This window comes from Ciceribacter sp. RN22 (assembly GCF_024054295.1).
GTDB lineage: Bacteria > Pseudomonadota > Alphaproteobacteria > Rhizobiales > Rhizobiaceae > Allorhizobium > Allorhizobium lividum.
In genome coordinates, this window is record NZ_JAMXLD010000001.1 from 1,342,094 (window position 1) to 1,368,517 (window position 26,424).

24 protein-coding genes are annotated in these 26,424 nt (G+C 64.3%); 12 read left to right on the top strand and 12 right to left on the bottom strand.

Annotated elements, in window-relative coordinates; translation table 11 throughout:
* The first annotated feature begins 35 nt into the window (after positions 1-35).
* The 7 genes from queC to ppx all read left to right on the top strand — a co-directional run bounded on the left by queC (position 36) and on the right by ppx (position 7,598).
* Positions 36-746 (top strand): 7-cyano-7-deazaguanine synthase QueC, encoded by a 711-nt coding sequence (gene queC, locus NHF53_RS06705; RefSeq protein WP_252833598.1) that lies wholly within the window; start codon positions 36-38, stop codon positions 744-746.
* Positions 746-1,102 carry a 6-carboxytetrahydropterin synthase QueD gene (queD, locus tag NHF53_RS06710; RefSeq protein WP_114362025.1) on the top strand — a complete coding sequence of 119 codons (357 nt, stop codon included), beginning with the start codon at positions 746-748 and terminating at the stop codon, positions 1,100-1,102. Before queC ends, queD begins: the two co-directional genes overlap by 1 nt.
* Complete coding sequence (gene queE, locus NHF53_RS06715; RefSeq protein ID WP_252833599.1) at positions 1,099-1,833, top strand: 7-carboxy-7-deazaguanine synthase QueE; 735 nt, start codon at positions 1,099-1,101, stop codon at positions 1,831-1,833. The genes queD and queE overlap by 4 nt, the downstream gene beginning before the upstream one ends.
* Positions 1,834-1,969: 136 nt before the next feature.
* On the top strand, positions 1,970-3,094 hold the full coding sequence (locus tag NHF53_RS06720; protein ID WP_252833600.1) for an AI-2E family transporter: 1,125 nt from the start codon (positions 1,970-1,972) through the stop codon (positions 3,092-3,094).
* A complete protein-coding gene (gene hdaA, locus NHF53_RS06725) occupies positions 3,095-3,808 on the top strand; it encodes a DnaA regulatory inactivator HdaA (protein WP_252833601.1) in 714 nt (237 codons plus the stop codon).
* 87 nt (positions 3,809-3,895) lie between these two features.
* The gene (locus NHF53_RS06730) at positions 3,896-6,067 is read left to right on the top strand and encodes an RNA degradosome polyphosphate kinase (RefSeq protein WP_112687278.1); all 2,172 of its coding nucleotides are present in this window, start codon (positions 3,896-3,898) and stop codon (positions 6,065-6,067) included.
* 10 nt (positions 6,068-6,077) lie between these two features.
* Positions 6,078-7,598, top strand: coding sequence for an exopolyphosphatase (gene ppx, locus NHF53_RS06735; protein WP_252833602.1), 1,521 nt, complete (start codon positions 6,078-6,080; stop codon positions 7,596-7,598).
* A gap of 8 nt (positions 7,599-7,606) precedes the next feature.
* Here the strand turns inward: ppx and NHF53_RS06740 are convergent, their stop codons facing one another.
* Positions 7,607-8,398 carry an AraC family transcriptional regulator gene (locus NHF53_RS06740; RefSeq protein ID WP_252833603.1) on the bottom strand — a complete coding sequence of 264 codons (792 nt, stop codon included), beginning with the start codon at positions 8,396-8,398 and terminating at the stop codon, positions 7,607-7,609.
* Between the two features lie 112 nt (positions 8,399-8,510).
* On the opposite strand from NHF53_RS06740, the gene NHF53_RS06745 reads away from it, so the two are divergent.
* Positions 8,511-8,918 (top strand): DUF2000 family protein, encoded by a 408-nt coding sequence (locus NHF53_RS06745; RefSeq protein WP_252833604.1) that lies wholly within the window; start codon positions 8,511-8,513, stop codon positions 8,916-8,918.
* Positions 8,919-9,063: 145 nt separating this feature from the next.
* Complete coding sequence (locus NHF53_RS06750) at positions 9,064-9,333, top strand: hypothetical protein (RefSeq protein WP_252833605.1); 270 nt, start codon at positions 9,064-9,066, stop codon at positions 9,331-9,333.
* A gap of 86 nt (positions 9,334-9,419) precedes the next feature.
* Here NHF53_RS06750 and NHF53_RS06755 read toward each other — a convergent pair whose 3' ends face one another.
* The 6 genes from NHF53_RS06755 to NHF53_RS06780 form a co-directional block, all read right to left on the bottom strand.
* Positions 9,420-10,430, bottom strand: a complete 1,011-nt coding sequence (locus NHF53_RS06755; RefSeq protein WP_252833606.1) for a small ribosomal subunit Rsm22 family protein — start codon at positions 10,428-10,430, stop codon at positions 9,420-9,422.
* A 9-nt stretch (positions 10,431-10,439) separates the two neighbouring features.
* A complete protein-coding gene (locus NHF53_RS06760; RefSeq protein ID WP_252833607.1) occupies positions 10,440-10,922 on the bottom strand; it encodes a GNAT family N-acetyltransferase in 483 nt (160 codons plus the stop codon).
* A gap of 3 nt (positions 10,923-10,925) precedes the next feature.
* Positions 10,926-12,071: a ribonuclease D gene (rnd, locus tag NHF53_RS06765; RefSeq protein ID WP_252833608.1), complete on the bottom strand. Its 1,146-nt coding sequence runs from the start codon at positions 12,069-12,071 to the stop codon at positions 10,926-10,928.
* A 135-nt stretch (positions 12,072-12,206) separates the two neighbouring features.
* Complete coding sequence (locus NHF53_RS06770) at positions 12,207-13,091, bottom strand: MBL fold metallo-hydrolase (RefSeq protein ID WP_252833609.1); 885 nt, start codon at positions 13,089-13,091, stop codon at positions 12,207-12,209.
* A gap of 35 nt (positions 13,092-13,126) precedes the next feature.
* Entirely contained in the window at positions 13,127-14,539 is a 1,413-nt protein-coding gene (locus NHF53_RS06775) for a multicopper oxidase family protein (RefSeq protein ID WP_252833610.1), read from the bottom strand.
* Between the two features lie 104 nt (positions 14,540-14,643).
* Positions 14,644-15,879: an MFS transporter gene (locus NHF53_RS06780; protein ID WP_252833611.1), complete on the bottom strand. Its 1,236-nt coding sequence runs from the start codon at positions 15,877-15,879 to the stop codon at positions 14,644-14,646.
* Between the two features lie 221 nt (positions 15,880-16,100).
* Here NHF53_RS06780 and aspS point away from each other — a divergent pair, with 221 nt between their 5' ends.
* Positions 16,101-17,891 (top strand): aspartate--tRNA ligase, encoded by a 1,791-nt coding sequence (aspS, locus tag NHF53_RS06785; protein ID WP_114362042.1) that lies wholly within the window; start codon positions 16,101-16,103, stop codon positions 17,889-17,891.
* Positions 17,892-17,961: 70 nt separating this feature from the next.
* Here the strand turns inward: aspS and NHF53_RS06790 are convergent, their stop codons facing one another.
* The 3 genes from NHF53_RS06790 to NHF53_RS06800 all read right to left on the bottom strand — a co-directional run bounded on the left by NHF53_RS06790 (position 17,962) and on the right by NHF53_RS06800 (position 21,743).
* On the bottom strand, positions 17,962-18,969 hold the full coding sequence (locus tag NHF53_RS06790; RefSeq protein ID WP_252833612.1) for a lysophospholipid acyltransferase family protein: 1,008 nt from the start codon (positions 18,967-18,969) through the stop codon (positions 17,962-17,964).
* 12 nt (positions 18,970-18,981) lie between these two features.
* Positions 18,982-20,391, bottom strand: coding sequence for a cytochrome P450 (locus NHF53_RS06795; protein WP_252833613.1), 1,410 nt, complete (start codon positions 20,389-20,391; stop codon positions 18,982-18,984).
* A 158-nt stretch (positions 20,392-20,549) separates the two neighbouring features.
* Entirely contained in the window at positions 20,550-21,743 is a 1,194-nt protein-coding gene (locus tag NHF53_RS06800; protein ID WP_252833614.1) for a hypothetical protein, read from the bottom strand.
* Positions 21,744-21,960: 217 nt separating this feature from the next.
* On the opposite strand from NHF53_RS06800, the gene parC reads away from it, so the two are divergent.
* Positions 21,961-24,237 (top strand): DNA topoisomerase IV subunit A, encoded by a 2,277-nt coding sequence (gene parC, locus NHF53_RS06805; protein ID WP_252833615.1) that lies wholly within the window; start codon positions 21,961-21,963, stop codon positions 24,235-24,237.
* Positions 24,238-24,239: 2 nt separating this feature from the next.
* Here the strand turns inward: parC and NHF53_RS06810 are convergent, their stop codons facing one another.
* A complete protein-coding gene (locus NHF53_RS06810; RefSeq protein ID WP_114362050.1) occupies positions 24,240-24,629 on the bottom strand; it encodes a type II toxin-antitoxin system death-on-curing family toxin in 390 nt (129 codons plus the stop codon).
* Complete coding sequence (locus NHF53_RS06815; protein ID WP_114362052.1) at positions 24,626-24,847, bottom strand: AbrB/MazE/SpoVT family DNA-binding domain-containing protein; 222 nt, start codon at positions 24,845-24,847, stop codon at positions 24,626-24,628. The genes NHF53_RS06810 and NHF53_RS06815 overlap by 4 nt, the downstream gene beginning before the upstream one ends.
* A gap of 252 nt (positions 24,848-25,099) precedes the next feature.
* Here NHF53_RS06815 and NHF53_RS06820 point away from each other — a divergent pair, with 252 nt between their 5' ends.
* A complete protein-coding gene (locus tag NHF53_RS06820; RefSeq protein ID WP_252833616.1) occupies positions 25,100-26,215 on the top strand; it encodes a nitroreductase family protein in 1,116 nt (371 codons plus the stop codon).
* Positions 26,216-26,424: the final 209 nt, after the last annotated feature.

Below are 26,424 nucleotides of genomic sequence, written 5' to 3' on the forward strand. Positions count from 1 at the left end.
TCGCAGCCTACCCGGTCAAAACAAGGACGAACATCATGAAAACCATCGTGGTCTGCTCCGGCGGACTGGACTCCGTTTCGCTCGCCCACAGGATCGCGGCGGAACACGAACTTCTGGCCCTCATCTCCTTCGACTATGGACAGCGTCACCGGAAGGAGCTCGACCATGCGGCCGAATGCGCCGCCCGGCTCGGCGTGCCGCACGAGATCATCGACATTTCCGCCGTCGGCCGGCATCTGAGCGGCTCGGCGCTGACCGACACCATCGACGTGCCGGACGGCCACTATGCCGAGGACACGATGAAGGTGACCGTCGTGCCGAACCGCAACGCCATCATGCTGGCGATCGCCTTCGGCGTCGCTGCTGCCCGCAACGCGGATGCGGTCGCCGTGGCGGTGCATGGCGGTGACCACTTCATCTACCCCGACTGTCGTCCGGGCTTCATCGACGCCTTCCAGGTGATGCAGGATGCGGCGCTCGACGGCTATGCCGCGGTGCGGCTCTACGCGCCTTACGTCAACGCCTCGAAGTCGGACATCGTCGCCGATGGTGCGCGGCACGGCACGCCCTTCGAGCGGACCTGGTCCTGCTACAAGGGCGGCGAGCGCCATTGCGGCCGCTGCGGCACCTGCGTCGAACGGCGCGAGGCCTTCCATCTCGCCGGCGTGAGCGACCCGACGGACTACGAGGACCCGGATTTCTGGGTGGCGGCGACCGGCGCGTTCAGGGCGGAAGAGGTCCGCTGATGTACCGTATCACCAAGGAATTCCATTTCTCCGCCTCGCACCAGTTGAAGGGCCTGCCGGCGGATCATCAATGCGCGCGTCTGCATGGCCACAACTATGTCGTCGAGGTGGAGCTTTCGGCCGCCGAACTCGACGAACACGGCTTCGTGCGCGACTATCACGAGCTGGCGCCGCTGAAGCGCTACATTGACGAGGTCTTCGACCACCGCCACCTGAACGACGTGCTCGGCCACGACAAGGTGACGGCCGAGTGCCTCGCCCGGCATTTCTACGACTGGTGCAAGGTGCGGCTGCCGGAAACCTCGGCGGTCAGGGTAAGCGAGACACCGAAGACCTGGGCGGAATACCGGCCATGATGGAGGCATCTTCCTCGACCGTGCTGGTGAGCGAGATTTTCGGTCCGACGATCCAGGGCGAGGGGGTGTTGATCGGCCTGCCGACCGTCTTCGTCCGCACCGGCGGCTGCGACTACCGCTGCAGTTGGTGCGACAGCCTGCATGCGGTCGAGAGCCGGTTTCGGCACGACTGGAAGCCGATGTCGACGGAGGACATCTGGAGCGAGGTCACGCGGCTGTCCGGCGGCAAGCCGCTCACTGTTTCTCTGTCCGGCGGCAATCCGGCGATCCAGCCGCTCGGTGCCCTGATCGATCGCGGTCATGGCGAGGGCTATCGCTTCGCGCTCGAAACCCAGGGATCGCTCGCAAGGCCGTGGTTTGCCCGGCTCGACACGCTGGTGCTCAGCCCCAAGCCGCCGTCGAGCGGCATGGTGTGCGATCTGGCCGTTCTCGGGGAGTGCGTCGCAGCGGCAGGAGAGGGGCCGCAGACCGTCCTGAAATTCGTCGTCTTCGACGCGGACGATTTCGCCTTCGCGCGCAATGTCGCGGCACGATTTCCGGCGCTCCCGGTCTACCTGCAGCCGGGCAATCACACGCCGCCGCCGGCAGACGGCGAAGGGAACGTCGATATCGACGGGCTGACGGAGCGGATGCGCTGGCTGGTCGACGCGGTGGCAGGCGAGCGCTGGTTTTCCGCTCGTGTGCTGCCGCAACTCCACGTCATGCTCTGGGGCAACCGGCGGGGCGTCTGAACACCTCCTCGTCGGCGGAGATGGGACGGCCGCACTGCGGCGGTGGAAGTGACCAAGGATGGCTTCAGGCGGCCCTTGACCCTTGAGCCCCAGCCATTCTACTTCCTATCCCGACGATCGCAGCGGAGCTTCGAGCATGACCCAGCACATATCCGGCGTTACCCTGAAGCGGCAGGCATTCTTCGGGCTCGCGACGCTTGCCGGTTTCATCCTGTTCCTGTTCCTGTTCCGCACCATTCTCCTGCCGTTCATCGTGGGCATGGCGCTCGCCTATTTCCTCGACCCCGTCGCCGACCGCCTGGAGCGGCTCGGCCTCAACCGGTTCATGGCGACGACGCTCATTCTGGTCGCCTTCATCTTCGTCTTCGTGCTCGCACTGGTGATCATCATTCCGGTGCTCGCCACCCAGCTCAATGATTTCATCCAGCATGTTCCGGGCTATGTCAGCGAGTTGCAGAACTTCATCGCAACCTCCAACGCCCGCTGGCTGCCGGGATGGCTCGACGGCCAGATGGCGACGATCAAGGAGAATTTCTCCAAGCTGCTGACCGAGGGCGCCGGCTTCGCCGCCACGCTGGTGGCGCAGATCTGGAACTCCGGCAAGGCGCTCGTCGACATTGCCGCGCTCCTCGTCGTGACCCCTGTCGTTGCCTTCTATCTCCTGCTCGACTGGGACCGGATGGTGGCGAAGGTCGACCACTGGATCCCGCGCAACCAGGTCGGTGCAGTCCGCGAGATCGCCACCGAAATGGACAAGACGATCGCCGGCTTCGTGCGCGGGCAGGGATCGCTCTGCCTCATCCTCGGCATCTATTATGCCGTCGGCCTTTCGCTGATCGGCCTCAATTTCGGGCTGCTGATCGGCTTCTTTACCGGCATGATCAGCTTCATTCCCTATGTCGGCTCGACCGTCGGCCTGGTGCTCGCCGCCGGCGTCGCGCTCGTGCAGTTCTGGCCCGATTACGTCCACGTCGTCATCGTGGTGATCTTCTTCTTCTCCGGCCAGTTCCTAGAAGGCAACATCCTGCAGCCGAAACTCGTCGGCCAGAGCGTCGGGCTGCATCCGGTGTGGCTGATGTTCGCCCTCTTCGCCTTCGGCGCGCTCTTCGGTTTCGTCGGCGTGCTCGTCGCCGTGCCGGCGGCGGCGGCGATCGGCGTCCTTGTCCGCTTTGCCCTGGGGCGGTATCTTGAGAGCGATCTGTATTATGGACAGGCGCCCGGCCGCGGTGGCGAGCAGGAGCCCGGTGCTTCAGAGAAGTAGATGAGTGAAAACAAGAAGTTTGGGGCGAAGCTGAAAGTGGCGGAGCAGCTTCCGCTGGTGTTCGGCCATGCCGCTGCGACCGGCCGCGACGACCTGCTGGTCTCAGGCCGCCTGGAAGCGGCCGTCGCCATCATCGATTCCTGGCCGCACTGGCCGTCGCCGGTGGTGATCCTCGCAGGCCCTGCCGGCTCGGGGAAGTCGCATCTCGCCGAGATCTGGCGCGAGCAGAGCGGCGCTGTCGATATCCATCCGGTCGCCGGCGCGGAGGCTGCCCTTGCCGCCGCCGCGGGTCCGGTCCTCTTCGAGGATGCCGAGCGGCGAGGCTTCGACGAGGTCGAGCTTTTCCACGTGATCAACAGCGTGCGCGAGAACGGCACCAGCCTGCTGATGACATCCCGCACGTGGCCTCTGTCCTGGGCCGTCGCGCTGCCCGACCTGCGCTCGCGGCTGAAGGCCGCCACCATGGTCGAGATCGGCGAGCCGGAGGAGGAACTCCTTGCGCAGCTCATCGTCAAGCTCTTCGCCGACCGCCAGCTCGTGATCGATGACCGCATCGTCGGCTACATCGTGCAACGGATGGAGCGTTCCTTCGCCGCCGCCCAGGACGTCGTCGACCGCATCGACCGGCTGGCTCTGGCGCGTCGGGCGAAGATTTCGCGGGCGCTGGTCGCGGAGGTCCTCGACGAACTCCACGGCGACGACCATCACGATTGAATTGTCACAGTGACGTCTTGAAGCTGTTATAATGGGCGCCAGAGCGCGAACATCAAGGACGGAATCATGGATCACGTTGCAACCGGGATGGAAACGGTCGGGGCCGATGCGGGTGCCGAAACGGAAGATTTGATGACCAGTCCTTCGCGCTTCATAAACCGCGAATTCTCCTGGCTGCAATTCAATCGCCGCGTCCTCGAAGAGACGCTGAACACGGCCCATCCGCTGCTCGAGCGGGTCCGCTTCCTGTCGATCTCCGCGACCAATCTCGACGAGTTCTTCATGGTGCGCGTCGCCGGCCTCGAAGGGCAGGTGCGCCAGGGCATCACCATCAGGAGCCCCGACGGCAAGACGCCGCTCGAACAGCTCGAGGAGATCCTGAAGGAGATCGACAATCTGCAGATGGAGCAGCAGGCCTCGCTGGCCGTCCTGCAGCAGTATCTCGCGAAGGAGGACATCCTCATCGTCCGTCCGGCCGCCCTCTCTGACGAGGACCGTCTCTGGTTGGAGACGGAATTCGAGGAATCGATCTTTCCGGTGCTGACGCCGCTTTCGATTGACCCGGCGCACCCGTTCCCCTTCATCCCGAACCTCGGCTTCTCGATGGGGCTGCAGCTCGAACGCAAGCAGGGCCGCGAGCCGATGACGGCGCTCTTGCGCCTGCCGACCACGCTCGACCGCTTCATCCGGCTGCCGGACGACAGCAACACGCTCCGTTACATCACGCTGGAAGATGTCGTCGGCATGTTCATCGACCGGCTCTATCCGGGTTACGAGGTCATGGGTTTCGGCACGTTCCGGATCATCCGCGACAGCGATATCGAAGTCGAGGAAGAAGCCGAAGATCTCGTGCGCTACTTCGAGACCGCGCTGAAGCGCCGCCGCCGCGGTTCGGTGATCCGCATCGAGACGGATTCGGAAATGCCCGCGGCGCTGCGCCAGTTCGTCGTCCACGAACTCGGCGTGCCGGAGAACCGGGTGGCGATCCTGCCCGGCCTGCTGGCGCTCAACACGCTTTCCGAGATCGCCAAGGCGCCGCGCGACGACCTGCGCTTCGAACCCTACAATGCCCGTTTCCCCGAGCGGGTTCGCGAACATGCCGGCGATTGCCTTGCGGCGATCCGCGAGAAGGACATGGTGGTCCACCATCCTTATGAATCCTTCGATGTCGTCGTGCAGTTCCTGCTGCAGGCGGCGCGCGATCCGGACGTGCTGGCGATCAAGCAGACGCTCTACCGCACCTCAAACGACAGTCCGATCGTCCGCGCCCTCATCGATGCGGCCGATGCCGGCAAGTCGGTGACGGCACTGGTCGAGCTCAAGGCGCGCTTCGACGAAGAGGCGAACATCCGCTGGGCGCGCGACCTCGAACGCGCCGGTGTGCAGGTGGTCTTCGGCTTCATCGAGTTGAAGACGCACGCCAAGATGTCGATGGTGGTGCGCCGCGAAGAGGGCAAGCTCAGGACCTACTGCCACCTCGGCACCGGCAACTACCATCCGGTCACGGCGAAGATCTATACGGATCTCTCCTTCTTTACCTGCAATCCGAAGATCGCCCACGACATGGCGAACGTCTTCAACTTCATCACCGGCTATGGCGAGCCGGAGGAAAGCATGAAGCTGGCGGTATCGCCCTATACGCTTCGTCCGCGTATCCTCAAGCATATCGCCGAAGAGATCGAACACGCCCGGGCCGGCCGTCCTGCGGCGATCTGGATGAAGATGAACTCGCTCGTCGATCCGGAGATCATCGACGCGCTTTACCGCGCAAGCCAGGCGGGCGTGGATGTCGACCTCGTGGTGCGCGGCATCTGCTGCCTGCGTCCGCAGGTGCCGGGGCTTTCCGACAATATCCGGGTGAAGTCTATCGTCAGCCGCTTCCTGGAGCACAGCCGCATCTTCTGCTTCGGCAACGGCTATGGCCTCCCGTCGGAAAAGGCGCTCGTCTACATAGGGTCCGCGGACATGATGCCGCGCAACCTCGACCGGCGCGTCGAAACGCTGGTTCCCCTGATAAATCCGACGGTTCACGAGCAGGTTCTTTCACAGATTATGCTGGGCAATCTGATTGACAACCAGCAGAGCTACGAGATACTGCCCGACGGTACCTCCCGCCGCATGGAAGTGCGCCCGGGAGAAGAACCGTTCAATGCGCAACAGTATTTCATGACCAATCCCAGCCTCTCCGGCCGGGGCGAAGCGTTGAAATCGAGCGCGCCGAAGCTGATCGCCGGCCTGATATCCGGCCGAAAGAAATAACTGGTACTTCATGACACGATCAGAAGCGCAGGGACGTTTACCCGGTATCGCCCCTGTCTCCGTCATCGACATCGGCTCGAACTCGATCCGCCTCGTCGTCTATGAAGGGCTTTCCAGGTCGCCGGCCATCCTGTTCAACGAAAAGGTTCTCTGCGGCCTCGGCAAGGGGCTCGCTTCGACCGGGCGCATGGATGAGGAAGGCGTGCGCCGTGCGCTCGCGGCACTCCGCCGTTTCCGTGCGCTTTCCGAGCAGGCGCAGGCAACCTCCATCTACGTACTGGCGACCGCGGCCGCGCGGGAGGCTGCCAACGGCCCGGATTTCATCCGCGAGGCCGAAGCGATCCTCGGGCACGGCATCGAGGTGCTGAGCGGCGAGCAGGAGGCGCTCTATTCGGCGCTCGGCGTCGTCAGCGGCTTCCACGATCCGGACGGCATCGCCGGTGACCTCGGCGGCGGATCGCTCGAGCTCATCGACATTCGCGGCCGGGACCTCGGCAAGGGTATCACGCTGCCGCTCGGCGGCCTTCGCCTGTCCGAGACGGCCGAGGGCTCGATCGTCAAGGCCCGCACCATCGCCCGGCGGCTGATCCGGGAAACCACCATGCTGGAGAAGGGCGAGGGGCGCACTTTCTATGCCGTCGGCGGGACCTGGCGAAACGTTGCCAAGCTTCACATGGAGAAGCGCGACTATCCGCTCCACATGATGCAGGGCTACGAACTGCCCTATGACGAGATCGTCCGTTTCCTCGACGAGATTATCGCCAGCGGCGACAACCGCGATCCGGCCTGGCAGGCGATTTCCAAGAGCCGCCGCGCCCTTCTGCCCTACGGCGCGATCGCCATGCGCGAGGTGCTCGACGCAATGAAACCGGCGAAGGTCTCCTTCTCGGCGCAAGGGGTGCGCGAAGGCTATCTCTATGCGCTGCTTTCGGAGGAGGACCGCGCCGCCGATCCGCTGCTCGCCGCCGCCGACGAACTGGCGATCCTGAGAGCCCGTTCGCCGGAACACGCGCGTGAGCTCGCCGACTGGACCGGTCGCATGATGCCCTTCTTCGACATCGACGAGACGGTGGAGGAAGGCCGCTACCGGCAGGCCGCCTGCCTGCTCGCCGACATCAGCTGGCGTGCGCATCCGGATTACCGCGGGCTTCAGGCGCTGAACATCATCGCCCATTCGTCCTTCATCGGGATCACCCATCCGGGACGCGCCTTCATCGCGCTCACCAATTACTACCGCTTCGAAGGGCTCAACGACGACGGTCAGACCGGCCCGCTCGCGGCGATTGCGACCGAACGGTTGCTGCAACGGGCAAAGCTCGTCGGCGGTCTGCTGCGGGTCGTCTATCTCTTCTCCGCCTCGATGCCGGGCGTCGTCGACAATCTCACCTTCGCGCGGTCGGCGAAGCCGGACCTCGACCTCGAATTCGTCGTGCCGCCGCAGTATCGCGGCTTTGCCGGCGAACGGCTCGAAGGACGCCTGCAGCAACTCGCCCGGCTGACCGGCAAGCGTCTGGCCTTCCGTTTCGAGTAGACTCAAGCTCACCGTCCCGCCGAAACGAGCGCCTGCCAGCGGCCGGGTGTCATGCCGTAGGCCTGCTTGAAGTGGCGGGTGAAATGGGGCTGGTCGGAGAAGCCCGCGGCAAGGGCGACCTGCGCCAGTCCTTCGCCGTCCCGGATGAGCGAGCGCGCGAGATCCAGCCGCCGCATCACCAGATAGCGATGCGGGCTCGTGCCAAAGGCGCGGCGGAACTGCCTGGCGATCGTATAGCAGTCGAGGCCGGCGATCGCTTCGAGTTCCGCAGAACGGACCTCCCGCGTACAGTGAGCAGCGAGAAATTCCCGGCAGGCGGCGATGCCTGCCGAAACGCCTCGCGTCACCGATCCACCGCCCTCGTCACAGTGACGCTTGAGGCTATCGGCGATCATGGCGATGACGTCGGAGATGGCGAGTTCCGACGACGTGTCGTCGAGCTGGTTGATTGCGTCTGCAAGTTTGAGGCGAAAGCCCGGATCGTTGACGACGGGATCGGCGACGAAGGGCAGGGAGCCCTTTCTTCCAAGGGCGTCCGAAATCCTCTCGGGAGCGACGTAGATCATCCTGTAAGACAGGCCGCTTTCGGTCCCGGCTGCGCCGTCGTGCAATTCATCGGGATGCAGGACGATGATGTTGCCCGGAAGGCTCGCTCGGCGTGATCCCCGATACTGAAAGGTCTGCACGCCCGAGAGCGTTACGCCGATGCCGTAGGTATCGTGGCGATGCGGGGAGAATCCGTCGCCCCTGAAGGCGGCCTCGATGTGCTCAAGCCCCGCCGAGCCGCCGAGAAGGCGCAAGCGGTCCTCCGTTACCGAGGTGCAGGATCGTTCAAGACCGTCCGTACAGTCCCTCGCTATAGCGGCGGTCCGGCCAGTCTGGCCCATGAAACCGCGAAGGGAATTGTCGTCCATGTTCGATACCAAGATTGTCGTCATCCTCAGGGAGGATCTTGCCAGTTGGCAGAAGCTCAACGTCACCGCCTTCCTGACGAGCGGGATCGTCGCGCAGGAAACGTCCGTAATTGGTGAACCTTACCGCGACGCGGCCGGCAACGTCTACAATGCCATGGCCAGGCAGCCGATCGTCGTGCTCTCGGCGAACACGTCGACGCTTTCGACGATCCACCGCCGCTCGCTCGAACGCGGCGTGACCTCGTCGCTCTACATCGAGGAAATGTTCTCGACGGGTCACGACGCCGCCAACCGGGCCGTCTTCGCCGAGTTTGCGCCCGACAATGCGAAGGTGGTCGGCATCGGTCTCAGGGCCGAGAAGAAGCTCGTCGACAAGATCACCAAAGGCGCCAGGCTGCACGGCTGACGAGCACCGGCCGTTGGGCTCGCAGGCGCTCCGTTATCCTTGCCGTAACCCTGTATCTTTCCTCGAAAGTGCACCCATTTTCGGCCGTTGTGTCTCGCGTCTTGCGGCGTAATTTGCCGTCATCGAACACAGCGAGGTAGTTATCGTGTCGACCTACAGCATCAATTTCAACAACAACGCCGGCTCGTCCGGCATCACGATCTATCAGAGAACTCCGAAGACGGGCGATCAGTCCAGCATCGCCTGGCAGACAATATCGCCGAGCGAAAGCTCGAAAACCCAGGTAGACTGGACGGTGGAGTACACGACGAGCGGTCCCTCGACCGAGCCGGGCGCATCGGGTGCCGCTCTCTACGATCCGAACGGCGCGCTCAAGTCGCTGGAGAGCGGATCGACCTTCGTCCTGAAACTCTGAACCGGGCGGATCGTCAGCATTCGCAGGAGCCGGTGCAGGTCAAGCGCCGGCTCTTTTGATTCCGGCGGTGGCTTTCATGCATCGGTTCACGCGCCGTCGTGGCCGTCGTCTTCCACACTGTCCTCGTCTTGCGGGAGATGGAAGCCGTCGGCCCAGTCGGCCCGCCGCGCCTCGCGGAAAAGGTCGCCGTCGCGCCGGCTGACGACGAGTTCCCCGATGCCGCCGTCCGAACGGCAGAGCTTCAGACCTACGAGGCCGCTTGCGACGCGCGGTGGCGCAAGAATCCGCGCCGGGGGCGGCTCGGCCGGCGTCCGCGAGGCGGCAATGAAAATGTACTTCTCGTCTTCCCAGGGCACGTCCGCCTGCTTCGCCAGCCGGTGAAGGCGGGAGCGCGCCACGCGCCGCGAAAAGTGGCACCAGTCGCTGCCGGCGATCGCACAAGGGGCGGCGTGCGGGCAGGGCGCAACCAGATGGGCGCCGGCCTTGATCAGCGTGTCGCGGACGATCTGGATACGGCGCCAGCCGGCGGGCGTGCCGGGCTCGACGATGACGAGTGTCTGGCCGGTGAGCGCCCAGAGCTTGCCCGTGACGTCCGCAATGGCGCCTTCGGCGATCTCGTCGAGCACATAGGCAAGCGTCACGAGGTCCGCCGGAGCCGTGACGGGAAGCGCGCCCGTGACATCGCCGGCAAGCCATGTCGAGGCGACGGTCGAGGATCTTGCGAGCGCCTCGCCGACAGTGCGGATCGATGCACTCGCCTCGACGATCGTCGCCTGATGGAGCTCCGGCCAGCAGTCGGCGGCCGCCCAGAGCGCGGTGCCGGGGCCGGCGCCGATATCGAGCAGCGTTTGCGGCGCGAAGGTGGACGAGGCCTCGGCCACCATGTCGAGCGCGGCGCGGACGGCGGCAAACGTCGCCGGCAGGCGGGTGGTGAGATAGGCCTTGGCCGCGAGCGCCCCGTCGATATGGAAACGCCCGTCGCGGACTTCGCGGCGGTAGCGGTCGGAAAGGGTCTGGCTGGCGCGGGTCAGGCGGTCGAGCGGTTCGCCTTGGAGGGCATCGTCGACGGCGCGGCGCAGGGCGGCGGGCAGTTCCATGGGGCGACCTTAGCCTTGCCGCGCTGCCCATTCAGGGCGCAAAATTGAGAGATTTATCAGGTTGAAACGACTGCCGTCCGGCCGAAGACCGGCTTCACGCTCAATACCTTCGTGCTGAAAGCCGAAGCGCGCATAAAGCCGTGCGGCTTTGGTATTGCCTTCCACGTGATGTAAATAGAGTCGATGGGCGGTTGTCTCCAGGAACACCTGATTCAGGACCAGCGGCAATAGGGCACTGCCGAGGCCGACTGAGGTCTCTGTCACGATGAAGCGCTGCAGGCACAGATTGCCGTCGCGACTTTCCACGCCGTGCAACAAGGCCAGCCCCATGCCCTCATGCATGAGATAGAGCCAATTCGGGTCGTCGAGGTGGGCACGATGTTCGTTCTCCTCGAATCGTCCGACGGTCCGGTCATAACCGGGCTTCCGCTCGGTCTCGATGATGAACGGGATATCGGCCTGCGTGGCGCGGCGCAGGGACAGCGCCGGCACCGATCAGAACTCCACCGCTTCTACGCGCTTGTCGACAAAGCGCAATGCGACCTTGCCGGCGATCAGCTTCAGCGCCACGTCGCCGAAGAGTTCGCGGCGCCAGCCGTGCATGGCGCCGACATCGGCTTTGTCGCCCTCGGCGGCAATCTTTTCCAGATCTTCGGTGTTGGCTATGACCTTGGTGGCGACGCCGTGCTTTTCCGAGGTGAGACGCAAGAGCACCTTGAGAAGCTCGACGGAGGCGGCCGCCCCGTCGGGCGCATGAGCGTGGCGATGCACATGCGGCATGTCGGCCTTCGGAAGGGCGAGCGCCTCCTTCACCGCCTCGACGATGGCGGTGCCCGCATTCGAGCGTTCCCAGCCCTTCGGGATGGTGCGTAGCCGGCCGAGCGCCTCGGCATCCTTCGGCTGCTGCTGGGCGATTTCGTAGATCGCGTCGTCCTTCAGCACGCGGGAGCGCGGGACGTTGCGGTTGCGGGCCTCGCGCTCGCGCCAGGCGGCGACATACTTGATGACGGCGAGTTCCTGCGGCTTCCGGAGACGCATCTTCAGCCGCTGCCAGGCATCGTCCGGGTGCAGGTCGTAGGTTTCCCGCGATTCGAGGATGTTCATCTCCTCGGTGAGCCAGCCGGCACGTCCTTCGCGCTCGAGTTCGTCCTTGAGCTTCAGGTAGACGTCGCGCAGGTGGGTGACGTCGGCGAGCGCATATTCGAGCTGCTTGTCGGAAAGCGGCCGCCGGCTCCAGTCGGTGAAGCGCGAAGTCTTGTCGATGTGGACGTTCTTCACCTTCTGCACGAGCTGGTCGTAGGAGACCGAATCCCCGAACCCGCAGACCATCGCCGCAACTTGCGTGTCGAAGATCGGGTGCGGGATGAGATTGCCGAGATGGAAGATGATCTCGATGTCCTGGCGGGCGGCATGGAACACTTTCACGACCGAAGTGTCCGCCATCAGCGCGAAGAAGGGAGCGAGATCTATGCCCTTGGCGAGCGGATCGACGATCACTTCGAGGTCCGGGCTCGCCATCTGGATCAGACAGAGTTCCGGCCAGAACGTGGATTCACGCAGGAATTCGGTGTCGATGGTGATGAAGTCGGACTTGGCGAGCTGTTTGCAGGCTTCCTCGAGGGCAGCGGTCGTTTCGATCATGTCGTCTCGGTCTTGATGGAATTTGCGATCCACCTTCCTTCCGCGTTCGCCCCGCGATGTCAATATGAACGGCCGGTTCCGGTCGCCGCAGCGGCATTTCGGGGCGAAGTGACGCGGCAAAACGACAGAAGAAGATCAGCGCGCCACCTTGCGCAGGGCCTCGATGTTTTCCCGGTGCACCTCTTCGTAGGGGGCGAAATAGCCGATCCAGCCCTTTTCGATCTCCGGCGCGACGAAGGCGGCGAGCGGTTCGGTATCGATTGCCGGGTCGTCGAGTCGGGAAAGCAGGCGTTCGAGATAGGCCCTGGTCGCGGAAATCAGGCTGGCCTCGTAGCCGCCGCCGGCGATCACCGCCTCGGCGCCGTGGTTCGGCAGAATGCGGCGGAAGGGAAGGGCCGCCAGCCGGTCGAGTTCGGCAATGTGGGTGCGCGTGTGCTCGGGTTCCGAGACGTAGGTGATGGTGTCCTCCAGCGTATCGCCGGCAAGCAGCACGCCGAGACGGGGAATGAGGATCACGGTGCCGTCGGCGCTGTGGATGTCGAAACGCATCAGCCGCAGTTCGAGCCCCGCAAGGTCGAGCGTGAGCTCGTCCTCGAAAAGGTGCGTCGGAAGGACGAGCGGCGCGATCGGCGGCGTTTCTGCCGCAAGCGCCTCGCGGTTTGCCACCATCGCCTCGTGGGTCAGCCGGTTGGCGATGATCTCGCAATCGGAAAAGACCGCATTGCCGGCGATGTGGTCTGTGTGCCAGTGGCTGAGCACGACCCGGATCGTCTCGACGCCGAGGCCTACGAGATGCGCACGGATCGCGCGGGCATGGTCGAGCGAGACGTGGGTGTCGTAGACGACGGCCTCCTTGCCGGAGACGATCGAGAAACTGGCGATACCGAGCGAATATGCTCCGTCATCGACCCAGTTGCGCTCCGTCGACCAGAGCCGCACGCCTTCGATCCGGCCGTCGTAATAGGCGAAGACGCTGGGATAGGGTTCGTGGATGCGAAGGGTGTCGGTGAGCGACGGCATGGAACGGCTCCGGTCGGGAAGGGCGGGAAGCCCCGCTATACCACCCGCACGAAACTCGTCATACCCGTCTTCTGGTGCTCGATGATGTGGCAGTGGAGCACCCAGTCGCCCGGATTGTCGGCGACGACGGCGAGCTGCACCTTCTCATCGGGAAGCACGAGATAGGTGTCGGAGACGAGCGGCAGGACCTTCCGCGTCGACGAGGAGATCACCTTGAAGTTCATCCCGTGCAGGTGGATCGGATGGGCGTGCGGCGTGACGTTTTCGAGATTGAAGACATAGGTCCTGCCGCGCTTCATTTCCGCAAGAGGCGCCATCGGATCGGCGCTGTCGCCGGGATAGGGCACCTTGTTGATCGCCCAGAACGAATAGCCGAGCGAGCCGCAGATCGAATCCTTCGCCGCCTGTTCGGCGGTGGCGCTGAGGATGAGCGGCACCTCGGTCGCCGTGGAAAGATCGGGCTCGGTCTGCGGATTGGCGGCAAGCGGCGGCACGTCGCCGAGGCTCCGCTTGAGCGATGCTCCGACAGCCCTGAGCCGCGCGACTGTTTTCGGCGTCGACGGCCGGACATCCTCGATTGCGACTGTCGCGCCTTCGTCGTCGGGCATGCGCAGGACGAGATCGAGGCGCTGGCCGGGCGAGACGACCGCCATGTCGAGCGGTATGATCGAAGGCACCGGCTGACCGTCGATGGCGACGATCACCGCCTCAGCACCGGCAAGCCTCAGGTTGAAGATGCGCGTGACGTCGGAGGCGAGGAGACGAAGCCGGATGAGACCGCCGGCCGGTGCATCGTAACTCGGCTCCACCTGCCAGTTGGCGGTGCGGACCGTGCCGAAGGTGCCGGCCTTGGCGGCGTCGCGCGCCCTGAACTGCTCGATGAACTGCGAATTGCCGCCGAGCCGCCAGTCGCGCAGGTTGAGCGCGATCTCACCGTCGAATACGGGGTCGTTCGGGTCTTCGACGACGAGCATGCCGGCAAGTCCACGGCCGATCTGGGTGAGCGTATTGCAGTGGGGGTGGTACCAGAAGGTGCCGGCATCGGGCGGCGTGAAAGTGTAATCGAAGCCGTCGCCCGGATAGACGTAAGGCTGGGTCAGGAAGGGAACGCCGTCCATGGCGTTTGCGATCCGCAGTCCGTGCCAGTGCACGGTCGTCGGCTCCTGGAGCAGGTTCTCGAACCGCACGGAGAACGGCTCGCCGCGCCGCGCCCTGAGAACCGGCGGCGCTACATCCGCCGGCGAAGCGGACGTTCGGTAGCTCATCACGCCCTTGCTCGGGGCCTTGCCGTCGATCATCGCCGTCAGCTCGTAGGCTTCGAGCAGCAGCGGGTCGGTCGTCGCACCGGCGAGTGCGCGGGTGATGCCGGGTGCAAGCGCGACACCCGAGGCATAGGCGCCGCCGACAGCGGCGGCCTTGAGGAGATTGCGGCGGGTCAGCGGGAGCATTCGGGATACCATACGGATGAAGATGTCTCCCTTTTAAAGTTGAGAACGAAATTCATCAATACGGCTTCGGCCGCCAAACTGCCGCAGGCTCGGGGTGATCGGCGCTAGTCCTGTTTTTCGGAAGGTGGTGCCGCAAGCTTGCTGAAGAAGGTCGAGGTGCGCAGGAGGTTGCGGAAGCGCGGTCGCCGCGAGGTGGCCGGCACCCCTTCGCGGACGGTCATCCTGAGCAGCGTGTAGACCATGAAGACGCCGAGCACGACGGTCGTGTAGATGAAGAGCGCCTGCGGCCCGAAGTGATCGAGCATGAACGAGGCGAAAAGAGGCCCGACCACGGCGCCGGCCGACCAGAAGAACAGCGTGCCGGCCGAAACGAGCGCATGCTGACCGGGTGCCGCGTGGTCGTTGGCATGCGCCGAGCAGAGCGAATAGAGCGGCATCGCGAAGGCGCCGAAGATGAAGATGCCGACGTAATTCAGCAGTTCGTTCGAGCCCGCGACGAAGGTGATGAAGAGCCCGGCCGCGAAGGCGCCGAAGGTGGCAACCAGGATGATTCGCCGGCGGTCGAGCTTGTCGGAATAATGCCCGAGCGGATACTGCAGCACGACGCCCGCGAAGATGCCGAGGCTCATGAAGGTGGCGATCGAGGTTACGGAAAAGCCGATGCCGTCGGCATAGACCGGCCCGAGCGAACGGAAGGTCGAATTGGTGAGCCCGACGACGACGCAGCCGACGGTCGCGAGCGGCGAGACCTTCCAGAGCAGTTTCAGATCGAAGCGCACCGCCTCCGGTGGTTCGGGGCTCGATCGGTCGGCAAACGAGATCGGGACGAGCGAAAGGGTGAGTGCCATCGAGACGATCGCGAAGAGTTCGAATCCGCTGATGCCGACGGCAGGGATCAGGTATTGCGCGAGCGTCACGGAGCCGAGGTCGACGAAACGGTAGACGGAGAGCGTGCGGGCGCGCGTGGCATTGGTGACGCGGGCGTTGAGCCAGCTTTCGACCACGGCGAAGAGGCCGGCGAAGCAGAGGCCCTGCAGAAGCCGCATCGCGAACCACGACGCCGGGTTGATCGCGAGCAGCATCGAGATCGAGGCGGCGGATGCGATCGCCGCGAGCGCCGAAAAGGTGCGGATATGGCCAATCGAACGGATGATGCGGGTGACGTAGATGCAGCCGATCGCGAAGCCGATATTGTAGCCAGTGCCGATCACCCCGATGGTGGAGGTGTAAAACCCCTCCTGGAGCGCCCTGAGCGAGATGAACGTGCCCTGCAGGCCATTGCCTCCGATGAGGATGCCGGCGGTGACGAGAAGGGGGATGAGGGGACGGATATCGTTCATGTGGGCCTGAGCGGAGTGGCGTTGCCGTCTTTGAGTCGCTGCCAAGACAGGATGCCATATCTAGACCAGCCGCTTCTGCCGTTATAGCCGAAATAGCGACCATATCTGCTCCAGCCTTGACAAATCGGACGGCACGTGCGCTTTTCCGCCCGATTTTCTCTCGGCAGTTCGGGGCGCTTTTTCGCCTTTCTTGCCGGCGCCCAAGTCCAGGATTTAGCAAAATGCATCGTTACCGCAGCCACACCTGTGCCGCTCTCCGTAAGTCCGATGTCGGCAACACCGTCCGGCTTTCCGGCTGGGTTCATCGCGTTCGCGACCATGGCGGCGTGCTCTTCATCGACCTGCGCGACCACTACGGCATCACCCAGGTCGTCGCCGACCCGGACAGCCCGGCCTTCAAGCTCGCGGAAACCGTGCGCGGCGAATGGGTCATCCGCATCGACGGCCTCGTCAAGGCCCGTTCGGAAGACACGATCAACAAGAACATGCCGACCGGCGAGATCGAGCTTTACGCCCAGGAGATCGAAGTCCTGTCGGCGGCCAAGGAACTGCCGCTGCCGGTCTTCGGCGAGCCGGACTATCCGGAAGACGTTCGCCTGAAGTATCGCTTCCTCGACCTACGCCGCGAGACGCTGCACCGGAACATCGTCAAGCGCACGCAGATCATCGCCGACATGCGCCGGCGCATGGGCGAGATCGGTTTCGCCGAATATTCGACGCCGATCCTGACCGCCTCCTCGCCGGAAGGGGCTCGCGACTTCCTCGTGCCCTCCCGTATCCACCAGGGCAAGTTCTTCGCGCTGCCGCAGGCCCCGCAGCAGTACAAGCAGCTGCTGATGGTTGCCGGCTTCGACCGCTACTTCCAGATCGCCCCGTGCTTCCGCGACGAGGACCCGCGCGCCGACCGCCTGCCGGGCGAATTCTACCAGCTCGACCTTGAAATGAGCTTCGTCACCCAGGAAGACGTCTGGACGACCATGGAGCCGGTCATGCGCGGCGTCTTCGAGCAGTTCGCCGAAGGCAAGCCTGTGACGCAGGAGTTCCCGCGCATCCCCTATGACGAGGCGATCCGCAAATACGGTTCCGACAAGCCGGACCTCAGAAACCCGATCGTCATGGAGAGCGTGACCGAGCATTTCGCCGGCTCCGGCTTCAAGGTCTTCGCGAACATGATCGCCTCCAACCCGAAGGTCGAGGTCTGGGCGATCCCGGTGAAGACCGGCGGCTCGCGCGCCTTCTGCGACCGCATGAACGGCTGGGCGCAGCAGCAGGGCCAGCCGGGTCTTGGCTATATCTTCTGGCGCCAGGAAGGCGCGGTTCTCGAAGGGGCCGGCCCGCTCGCCAAGAACATCGGCGAAGAACGCACGGAAGCGATCCGCACCCAGCTCGGCCTCGATGAAGGCGACGCCTGCTTCTTCGTCGCCGGCGAACCGGCGAAGTTCTACAAGTTCGCCGGCGAAGCGCGCAACCGCGCCGCCGAGGAACTGAACCTCATCGACCGCGACCGCTTCGAACTCTGCTGGATCGTCGACTTCCCGTTCTTCGAATGGAACGAGGAAGAGAAGAAGATCGACTTCGCCCACAACCCCTTCTCGATGCCGCAGGGCGGCATGGAGGCGCTGGAAGGTCAGGATCCCCTGTCGATCAAGGCCTACCAGTACGACATGGTCTGCAACGGCTTCGAGATTGCCTCCGGGTCGATCCGTAACCAGTCGCCGGAGCTGATGGTCAAGGCCTTCGAGATGGTCGGTCTTTCGAAGGCCGACGTCGAGGAACGCTTCGGCGGCATGTACCGTGCCTTCCAGTACGGCGCCCCGCCGCACGGCGGCATGGCGGCCGGCATCGACCGCGTGGTGATGCTGCTCGTCGGCGCGAAGAACCTGCGCGAAGTCACCCTGTTCCCGATGAACCAGCAGGCGCAGGACCTGCTGATGAACGCGCCTTCGGAGGCGACCCCAACGCAGCTGCGCGAGCTGGCGCTGCGTGTCGTGCCGCAGCCGAAAAAGGACTGAACCGATTTTCTTACCGAAATGAGGAAGGCCCCGGAAGCTGTTGCTTTCGGGGCCTTTTCTGTTCTGCGTATCAGCTCTTGGGCAAGGCGTTGTCGAGGAAGAACCACTGGTCCAGGTGTTCGCGGATCACCGGTTCGATCGCGTCGTTGAGGAGCTGGATGTCGTCGAGCAGGCGCTCGCCGGATTTCGTCTCCGGCGGCAGCACGATCGGCGGTAGCGCATACGCCGCGAAGCGGAAGCCGTCGGTGCGCAGATTGTACCATGGACAGAGGGTGGCGCCGGTCATCCGGGCGAGCCGCACGGTCATCGCGAGATTGCCTTCCAGATGCGGCTTGCGGCCGAAGAGGGGGCCGCGCAGCTTGCCACCGACGCCTTCGTCGCAGAAAGCGGACACGATGCCGCCTTTCTTCAGAGCGCTGACGGCAGGGCGGATGCCCTGGAGCCCAGGGGGCAGGAAGTTCAGTCCGTTCTTGCGCCGGACACGCTCCGAGATCCACGCCTTGGCACGGCCAGGTGGTGGTGTGTAATTGATGTAGGGAACGAGACCCGCACGTTGCAGCACGATCGGCCCGATCTCCCAGTTGCCGAGGTGCATGCCCACGAAGATGACCGGGCCGCGTTTGGCGGCGTCGAGCACCCACTCCATGTTGTGGACCTCGATGCGTTCGGGATGTTTCGCAAGACGGTTTACGACCGAAAACTCGGTCATGATTCGCCCCTGCGAGCGGCAGTTCTCGATGAACAGTGCCTCCTGCTCCGCAGGGCTGAGGTGCGGGCAGAGCGCCGCGATCGTCGCACGGGTTCTCTTCTCCGCCGCCTTGTGGAAGCGCGGGATGGCAAAGACGCCGAGCCGTGCACCGAAGGCCGAACATGCGTCCATCGGCAGCAGCTTCAGCCCGAAATGTCCGGCGAGGTGCAGGAGGTTCCAGACGTTGTCCGAAAACCAGTAGCGGACGAAGCGCTTGCGCCGGTCGCCGCCGGCGAGCCAGTCAGCGAATGCGGGCCGTTGTTCCTCGGCATAGACCCAGGCCTTGCGCTTGGCCGCCTTCACATCCGGCGCCTTGTCGTCCGTTGCCATTGTCGACCTCCTTCAGCGCCGATGCAGCGTCACCGGCAGCCCGCCCTTCGGGCGCAGGGTGAGGCGGCAGAGCGGCTCCACCTTGTGGCCGGCATCGACACGCACGCGGAAGCGCTGAGCGAGGACCGCAAGGCAGAGGATCGCTTCGGTAAGGCCGAAATTCATGCCGGGGCAGACCCGTGGGCCGCTGGCGAACGGAATGTAGCTGTAGGGGACCGGCCGGCGGTCGCCGAGGAAGCGCTCGGGCCGGAAGAGATGCGGGTCCTCGAAGAGGCTCGGCGTGCGGTGCAGCAGCCAGGGCACGATGAGCACGAGCGACGCCGGTTCGACCGGCAGGTCGCCGATCGTGTCGGCCTGCTTGGTCTGACGGGCGAGAATCGGCACCGGCGGATAGAGCCTCAGCGTCTCCTCGATCACCGCGCGGCAATAGTCGAGCTTCGGCACATCGTCGATCGTCGGCGTGCGATCGCCGCAGACGCGGGCGATCTCCTCGTGCACGGCCTGTTCCGCCCAGCCGGCACGCGACAGCAGGTACCAGGCCCAGGTGAGCGTCGCGGCGGTGGTCTCATGGCCAGCCATGAAGATCGTTGCCGCCTCGTTGCGCAGCGCGACGAGGTCGAGCTTCAGCTCCGGGCTGCGCTCCTGACGGCGGATCAGGAGTTCTACCATTGAGTTGTGGTCGCCGCGCCCGGCGAGATGGTCCTCGACCACCTTGTCGATGATCCGGTGGATGCGCTTGACCGACCGGCGGAGCGAGGGCGTGCGCAGCACCGGCAGGCCTTCGTCGAAGCCGATGAAATAGCCGAGATTGATGGAGTCGATCAGCGACTGATAGCTCGTGAAGGCGTCGGTGACGGCATCGGCGCTCTCCTTGCCGAGATTGTTGCCGAAGACGCTGCGCGAGATGATCTCGGCCGTCAGTCCGGCCATCTCGTGCAGGACATTGACGCTTGCCCCGTCCGGCATGCTGTTCCAGCGTTCGACGAGCTCGCCGGCGGTCTTCTCCATCACCGGCCCGAAGCTCGGCACACGGTTGGTGTGGACGATGTCGTTGACGAGCGCGCGCCGCTGCTTCCAGGTCTCGCCGTCGGAGATGAAGAGGCCGTCACCGAGCAGGTATTCGAGCGCCCGACGCATCTGCGGGCTCTTGCGCTCGTAGTTCTCGTGGCGCTTCACGACGACCTGACGGATCAGGTCGGGCGCGTTGACGAGCACGATCTGCCGGCCGAGCACGCGGGTGGCGGTCACTCGTTCGGTGAAGTCGGCGGGGCGCCAGATCGACAGGAAATCGACCCGGGCCTGCAAGAGGAGCCGCAGCCAGTCGCCGCTCTTGCCGTCATAATAGGCGGCGTGCGCGGGTTCGAACGAGGTGTCGTTCAGTTTTTCGGTGATTTCGACCGGTCGGGGTCGCCAGGCAAACATTGCGCGATAGATCCATGGTTGTCGATGAGCAACCAAGGATTGACGGGGCGGGTCGGTCCCGTCAATCGCGCGGCGCTGAAACTACCACTATCCGCGACGAAAGGGCGCGGCAAGCCGCGCCCTTTCGAGAGCAACAAATGATTTGCCGAAAAGGCGCGTCAGTCGTTCGCCGTAACCTTGGCGCCGAGCACCTTCGGCAACGTGTCCGGCGCACCCATGGCCGCACCCATGATCATCGGGAAGGGCACGGCCTTTTCCGGCGTGGCGGAGATCGTCAGGCTCTTCGGATCGTCGATATAGCTGTTGACGGCTGCGGAGACCTCGTTGGCGAAGGCGCCGAGATTGGCCTGGGCGAGCATCATCGGCACCATGGCCTTCACCATCTGTGCCATTTCCGCGCCCGAGCTACCCTGCTGCTTGCCGGCGTAGTCCAGGCCGCGGCTGGTGATTCCGTCGTCCTCGAAGCGGATTTCGGCGTTGTTGAACGACATCTGCTGCAGTAGCCCGAGCATGGCGAGGCCGGCGGCCTGCTGCGCCTGCTCGTTCTGCGGCTGGGATTGCATCGTGCGGGCGGTCTCCTGCAACTGCTTGACGAGGTCCATGGTGTAGCCCGAGACGCTGAAGGCGAGGTTCAGCATGCCGATATTGGCGAAGTCGAAGGCGTATTCCTCGACCTTGATTGTACCGGTGGCGAGCTCCCAGCTGCCTTTCATGGTGACGTCGCCGTCGATCGTCTTCAGATTGAGGGCTTCGATGGCTTCCTTGCTCTCGGCGTCCTTGACCAAGGCGAGATCGGCCTTGATGCCGGTGATGTCGGCCTCGAAGCTCATCGACTCCTCGTCCTCGGCGACATCGAGCGTGCCGCTCGCTTCCTCCATGGAGAAGACTTCCTTGCCGTCGAAGATAACCTTGATCGGTCCGCTATGGGCCTCTTCGTAGAGCATCATCGAGGAAAGATCGTTGCCTTCGGTGCTGGCGGGCACCCAGACGCCGGCGAGGTAGAGGTCGTCGACCGTCACGGACGACTTCTCTTCGGTGAAATTGACCGGAGGAAAGTTGATACGCTCGATGGAATAGGCCCCACCGTCTTCCTCGGAGACATTCGTCAGCGTCAGGTCACCGAGATTGACGCTCGACTGCTTCTCGCCGAGCGTCGTAAACTTGGCGCCTTTCAGGACGACGTCGCTGCCATCCACCTCGACCGACTCGGCCGAAATCGTCGCGCTGCCGCTTGCATAGGCGGCATTGATCTTCTTGAGCAGATCCTGACCATCAAGAGCCCAGGCATGGCCGGAGAGAGATGTCAGGAAGGTTCCGGCGAGGAAAAGCTTGGTCGCCCGGGACTGTGTCATAATGAATCCTCTTGAAATCGGTGTAATCATTGAAGCTTTTTCGGCGTCGGAGCCTACTGTCTGTTTCGGGAGAAGTATAGCGGGAAAGTTGGGCCGTTTCGGCAAGGTTAATCGTCCCGCGGACGTCGCTGCGGCGCGTTGTCCAAAACGGCCGTAATCCACAATCGGATCGGCCGGATTCCTTGCCGTCCGGGGCCATCTCCGCTAGCAAGGGGGCATGGGAAAGAGCCTTTTGCCGCCCGGTGACGGTGGCGACAATATTCAACCGGTGGATTTGAGGGCAGCGCTCGAAGAGCGCTACCTTGCCTATGCGCTGTCGACGATCATGCACCGTGCGCTCCCCGACGTGCGCGACGGTCTGAAGCCGGTGCACCGGCGCATCATCCATGCGATGAGCGAGATGGGCATCCGGCCGAACTCGGCGTTCAAGAAGTGCGCCCGCATCGTCGGCGACGTCATCGGTAAGTTCCATCCGCACGGCGACCAGTCAGTCTACGATGCGCTCGTGCGTCTCGCGCAGGATTTCTCGCAGCGTTATCCCGTCGTGGACGGGCAGGGCAATTTCGGCAACATCGACGGCGACAGCGCTGCCGCCTATCGTTACACCGAAGCGCGGATGACCGAGGTCGCGGCGCTTCTGCTCGAAGGCATCGACCAGGACGCGGTCGACTTCCGACCGACCTACAACGAGGAAGACGAGGAACCGGTCGTTCTGCCGGGCGCCTTCCCGAACCTTCTCGCCAACGGTTCCTCCGGGATTGCCGTCGGCATGGCGACCTCCATTCCGTCGCACAATGTCCATGAGATATGCGACGCGGCGCTCTATCTGATCAAGAATCCTGGCGCCACCGTCGAGGAACTGATCGCCGATCCGGCGAACCCGCAGCGCGGCGGCATCGAAGGCCCGGATTTCCCGACCGGCGGCATCATCATCGAGAGCCGCGAAAGCATGGTCGAGACGTATCGCACCGGCCGCGGCGGTTTTCGCGTCAGGGCGAAATGGGAGACCGAGGACCTCGGCCGCGGCGGCTACCAGATCGTCGTCACGCAGATTCCCTACCAGGTGCAGAAGTCGCGGCTCATCGAGAAGATCGCCGAGTTGCTGATCGCGCGCAGGCTGCCCTTGCTGGAGGATATCCGCGACGAGTCGGCCGAGGACGTGCGCATCGTGCTGGTGCCGAAGAGCCGCACCGTCGACGCCACGCTGCTGATGGAGTCGCTGTTCAAGCTGACGGAACTCGAAAGCCGCATTCCGCTGAACATGAACGTGCTCTCGATGGGCAAGGTGCCGAAGGTCATGGCCCTGAACGAGGTCCTGACCGAATGGCTCGACCACCGCAAGGACGTGCTGGTGCGCCGTTCGCGCTTCAGGCTCGCGGCGATCGACCGGCGTCTCGAAATCCTTGGCGGCCTGCTGATCGCCTATCTCAACCTCGACGAAGTGATCCGTATCATCCGCGAGGAGGACGAGCCGAAGCCGGTCATGATCGCGAGATGGGACCTGACCGACGTGCAGGCGGAGGCGATCCTCAATATGCGGCTGCGCAATCTGCGCAAGCTCGAGGAGTTCGAGATCCGCAAGGAGCATGAGGAACTCTCCGCCGAGAAGGCCGAGATCGAGTCCCTGCTCGCCTCGGACGACAAGCAGTGGCAGACGGTTGCGTGGGAGATCGGCGAGGTCAAGAAGAAGTATGCCAAGGCGACGGAACTCGGTCGCCGCCGCACCACCTTCTCGAATGCGCCGGAGGCCGATATCGAGGCGATCCAGCAGGCGATGATCGAGAAGGAACCGATCACCGTCGTCGTCTCGGAAAAGGGATGGATCCGCGCCCTCAAGGGCCATATTTCCGACACGTCGAGCCTCACCTTCAAGGAGGGCGACGGCCTCAGGGTCGCGTTCCCGGCACAGACGACCGACAAGATCCTGCTCGTCACCACCGGCGGCAAGGTCTTCACACTCGGCGGAGACAAGTTGCCCGGTGGCCGCGGCCACGGCGAGCCGATCCGCATCATGGTCGACATGGAGAACGATCAGGATGTGCTGACGGCCTTCGTGCACGACCCCTCACGCAAGCTCCTGCTCGCCTCCACGGCAGGCAATGGTTTCGTGATCCCGGAAAGCGAGATGGTCGCCAATACCCGCAAGGGCAAGCAGATCATGAACGTCGGCATGCCGGACGAGACGAAGCTCGTCGTGCCCGTCACCGGCGACCACGTCGCCGTCGTCGGCGAGAACCGCAAGCTCCTGGTCTTCCCGCTCATGCAGGTGCCGGAGATGTCGCGCGGCAAGGGCGTGCGCCTGCAGCGCTACAAGGACGGCGGTATCTCGGACGTGAAGTGCTTCGCGATCGCCGACGGTCTGACCTGGGAGGACAGCGCCGGCCGCGTCTTCACCAAGAGCAAGGACGAACTGGTCGAGTGGATGGGCGACCGCGCCTCCGCCGGACGGCTGGTGCCGAAGGGCTTCCCGCGGAGCGGCAAGTTCTCCGGCTGAGATCAGCGACGGGGCAGGGTGTGATCGGCTAGAAAACGCCGGGCACCGTCCTCGTCGATCTCGCCGGCCGCGACGGCCATGACGAAGGCGTAGAGTTCGGCGTCGGTTGCCTCGATCTCGTAGCCGTTTTCGATCAGAAAGACGGCGGCAGTCACGATCGCGATACGCTTGTTCCCGTCGATAAATGCGTGATTTCTCGCCAATCCGAAAAGGTAGGAAGCGGCCAGTTCGCAAGGGTCGCTGGAGCCGTAATGCGCGCGGTGGACGGGCCGTGCCAGTGCCGACTCCAGAGCCCCGCCGTCACGCAGGCCGTCGGCGCCACCGAAACGCTCGATCTGCATCCGATGCAAGGCCTCGACGAGAGGGCGTGAAAGAAAGACGAAGTCCGTCATTCCGCAAGCTTCTTCAGCGCAGTCTTGTATTTCTCCATGAAACGCTCGGCGTGAGCGATCTGCCGCGCGAAGTCATCATCCGTGGACCTCAGCAGCAAGCCGTCCTGATTTTCGGTAAGCTCGACGATGTCGCCCGCCTTGAGGCCCAGCCGGTCGAGGACTTCCTTCGGGATGATGATGCCTTCCGAATTGCCGATCTTGCGAATGGTGATGTTCATGGCCGAGATCCTGGTGTTGCAACGACGTTATAACATGGCTATCGTCTTGCCGTAAGACAAAGCCACGCCCTTCTGCCTTGCCCTTGTGCAGGGCGCGGCGGTTCGCCGGCTCCGGAATCCGGGCAACTGCCGTTCGGCGGCTCCACCGTCAATATTGCCGGTGAGTTTTCCTCTCGTAGGGGTTGATCGCCGCCGCCGTATCGTTATCCTTCGGTTGTATTGTTTCTCCTTTGATCGACGGAAGGTAGCCGGATGCTGACGCGACGTGGAATCTTGACCGGAGGCTCCGCGGCACTGGCGCTCGGCGGCGCCGGCATCGTCGTGGAGGCGAGGCGCGCGGCCGCTCGCTACGCCCGCTATTCCAGGGATCTGCGCGTTCCGCCGATGCCACCAGTAACGGATCGCGGCCTCGTTCGTTATGCCACGCTCGCAGCCAACGGCCACAATACGCAGCCGTGGCGCTTTCAGATGTCGGATCGCGGCATTGCCATCCGGCCGGACTTCTCCCGTCGCACGCCGGTCGTCGATCCTGACGATCACCATCTCTATGTCAGCCTCGGCTGCGCCGTCGAGAATCTCGCCATCGCCGCGATCGCGACGGGTCGCCCCGGCGCGGTCGCGGTGACGCGGGACGGTAATGAAACGGGAGCATCGCTGGCTTTCATCAGCGACGGTATGGCGGCCGATCCCGATACCTGGAAGATGTTCACCGCCATCCCGAGGAGACAGTCGACACGCAGCGTCTATGACGGCCGGCCGGTGCCATCCGCCGACCTCGAGCGACTCCGCAAGAGTGCCGATGTCGATGGCGTCCATCTGGCTCTGCTGACCGATCAGGGTGCGGTCGGCCGGATGCGGGACCTCGTGATCGCCGGCAACGACGCGCAGATGGCGGATCGTGCCTTCGTCGCCGAACTCAAGCGATGGATCCGTTTCAGCCCCTCGGCGGCAATCGGGAGGGGGGACGGACTGTATGCTGCGGCGAGCGGCAATCCGGCCCTGCCGGAGTGGCTCGGGCCGCACGCCTTCGAGATGGCGTTCAAGCCCCGCTCCGAGGCCGACAAGTACGCGCGCCAGATGGACAGCTCCGCGGGAATTGCGGTCTTCTCCGCCGCGCCGGAAAATCCGGCCGGATGGATCGCCGCAGGGCGCGCCTGCCAGCGCTTCTGCCTGACGGCGACGGCGCTCGGCATCCGGACCGCCTTCGTCAACCAGCCGGTGGAGGTCGCCGCGCTGCGTGCCGATGTGGCGAGTGTCGCGGGACTGGACGGACGCCGTCCCGATCTCGTACTCCGCTTCGGCTATGCGCCGGCCTTGCCCTATTCGCCGCGTCGGCCCGTGGAGGCCGTCATCCTGCGCAACGCCTGAGCCCAGACGCCGGGCTGTCCGCGGCGGCAGATCCGGAACGGCAGCCGGCCGTCACCGGTGCGGTACGGCGGGCGTGGCACGGTTGGGTCTTGTCGCCGGACAAGGAGGAATTTCCGGCGTGGAGCCTACCCCACAACGCCGTTCCGACGCATCCGGCGTAAAGATCCGCCGCGTCCCGAAGGGATATGGCGAAAATCGCTCATGTCGGC

What these genes read in the sequence shown, in the direction of transcription:
- queC (WP_252833598.1), top strand. Translation starts at nt 36, where the DNA reads ATGAAAACCATCGTGGTCTGCTCCGGCGGACTGGACTCCGTTTCGCTC.
- queD (WP_114362025.1), top strand. Translation starts at nt 746, where the DNA reads ATGTACCGTATCACCAAGGAATTCCATTTCTCCGCCTCGCACCAGTTG.
- queE (WP_252833599.1), top strand. Translation starts at nt 1,099, where the DNA reads ATGATGGAGGCATCTTCCTCGACCGTGCTGGTGAGCGAGATTTTCGGT.
- NHF53_RS06720 (WP_252833600.1), top strand. Translation starts at nt 1,970, where the DNA reads ATGACCCAGCACATATCCGGCGTTACCCTGAAGCGGCAGGCATTCTTC.
- hdaA (WP_252833601.1), top strand. Translation starts at nt 3,095, where the DNA reads ATGAGTGAAAACAAGAAGTTTGGGGCGAAGCTGAAAGTGGCGGAGCAG.
- NHF53_RS06730 (WP_112687278.1), top strand. Translation starts at nt 3,896, where the DNA reads ATGGAAACGGTCGGGGCCGATGCGGGTGCCGAAACGGAAGATTTGATG.
- ppx (WP_252833602.1), top strand. Translation starts at nt 6,078, where the DNA reads ATGACACGATCAGAAGCGCAGGGACGTTTACCCGGTATCGCCCCTGTC.
- NHF53_RS06745 (WP_252833604.1), top strand. Translation starts at nt 8,511, where the DNA reads ATGTTCGATACCAAGATTGTCGTCATCCTCAGGGAGGATCTTGCCAGT.
- NHF53_RS06755 (WP_252833606.1), bottom strand. Translation starts at nt 10,430, where the DNA reads ATGGAACTGCCCGCCGCCCTGCGCCGCGCCGTCGACGATGCCCTCCAA.
- rnd (WP_252833608.1), bottom strand. Translation starts at nt 12,071, where the DNA reads ATGATCGAAACGACCGCTGCCCTCGAGGAAGCCTGCAAACAGCTCGCC.
- NHF53_RS06770 (WP_252833609.1), bottom strand. Translation starts at nt 13,091, where the DNA reads ATGCCGTCGCTCACCGACACCCTTCGCATCCACGAACCCTATCCCAGC.
- NHF53_RS06775 (WP_252833610.1), bottom strand. Translation starts at nt 14,539, where the DNA reads ATGCTCCCGCTGACCCGCCGCAATCTCCTCAAGGCCGCCGCTGTCGGC.
- NHF53_RS06780 (WP_252833611.1), bottom strand. Translation starts at nt 15,879, where the DNA reads ATGAACGATATCCGTCCCCTCATCCCCCTTCTCGTCACCGCCGGCATC.
- aspS (WP_114362042.1), top strand. Translation starts at nt 16,101, where the DNA reads ATGCATCGTTACCGCAGCCACACCTGTGCCGCTCTCCGTAAGTCCGAT.
- NHF53_RS06790 (WP_252833612.1), bottom strand. Translation starts at nt 18,969, where the DNA reads ATGGCAACGGACGACAAGGCGCCGGATGTGAAGGCGGCCAAGCGCAAG.
- NHF53_RS06795 (WP_252833613.1), bottom strand. Translation starts at nt 20,391, where the DNA reads ATGTTTGCCTGGCGACCCCGACCGGTCGAAATCACCGAAAAACTGAAC.
- NHF53_RS06800 (WP_252833614.1), bottom strand. Translation starts at nt 21,743, where the DNA reads ATGACACAGTCCCGGGCGACCAAGCTTTTCCTCGCCGGAACCTTCCTG.
- parC (WP_252833615.1), top strand. Translation starts at nt 21,961, where the DNA reads ATGGGAAAGAGCCTTTTGCCGCCCGGTGACGGTGGCGACAATATTCAA.
- NHF53_RS06810 (WP_114362050.1), bottom strand. Translation starts at nt 24,629, where the DNA reads ATGACGGACTTCGTCTTTCTTTCACGCCCTCTCGTCGAGGCCTTGCAT.
- NHF53_RS06815 (WP_114362052.1), bottom strand. Translation starts at nt 24,847, where the DNA reads ATGAACATCACCATTCGCAAGATCGGCAATTCGGAAGGCATCATCATC.
- NHF53_RS06820 (WP_252833616.1), top strand. Translation starts at nt 25,100, where the DNA reads ATGCTGACGCGACGTGGAATCTTGACCGGAGGCTCCGCGGCACTGGCG.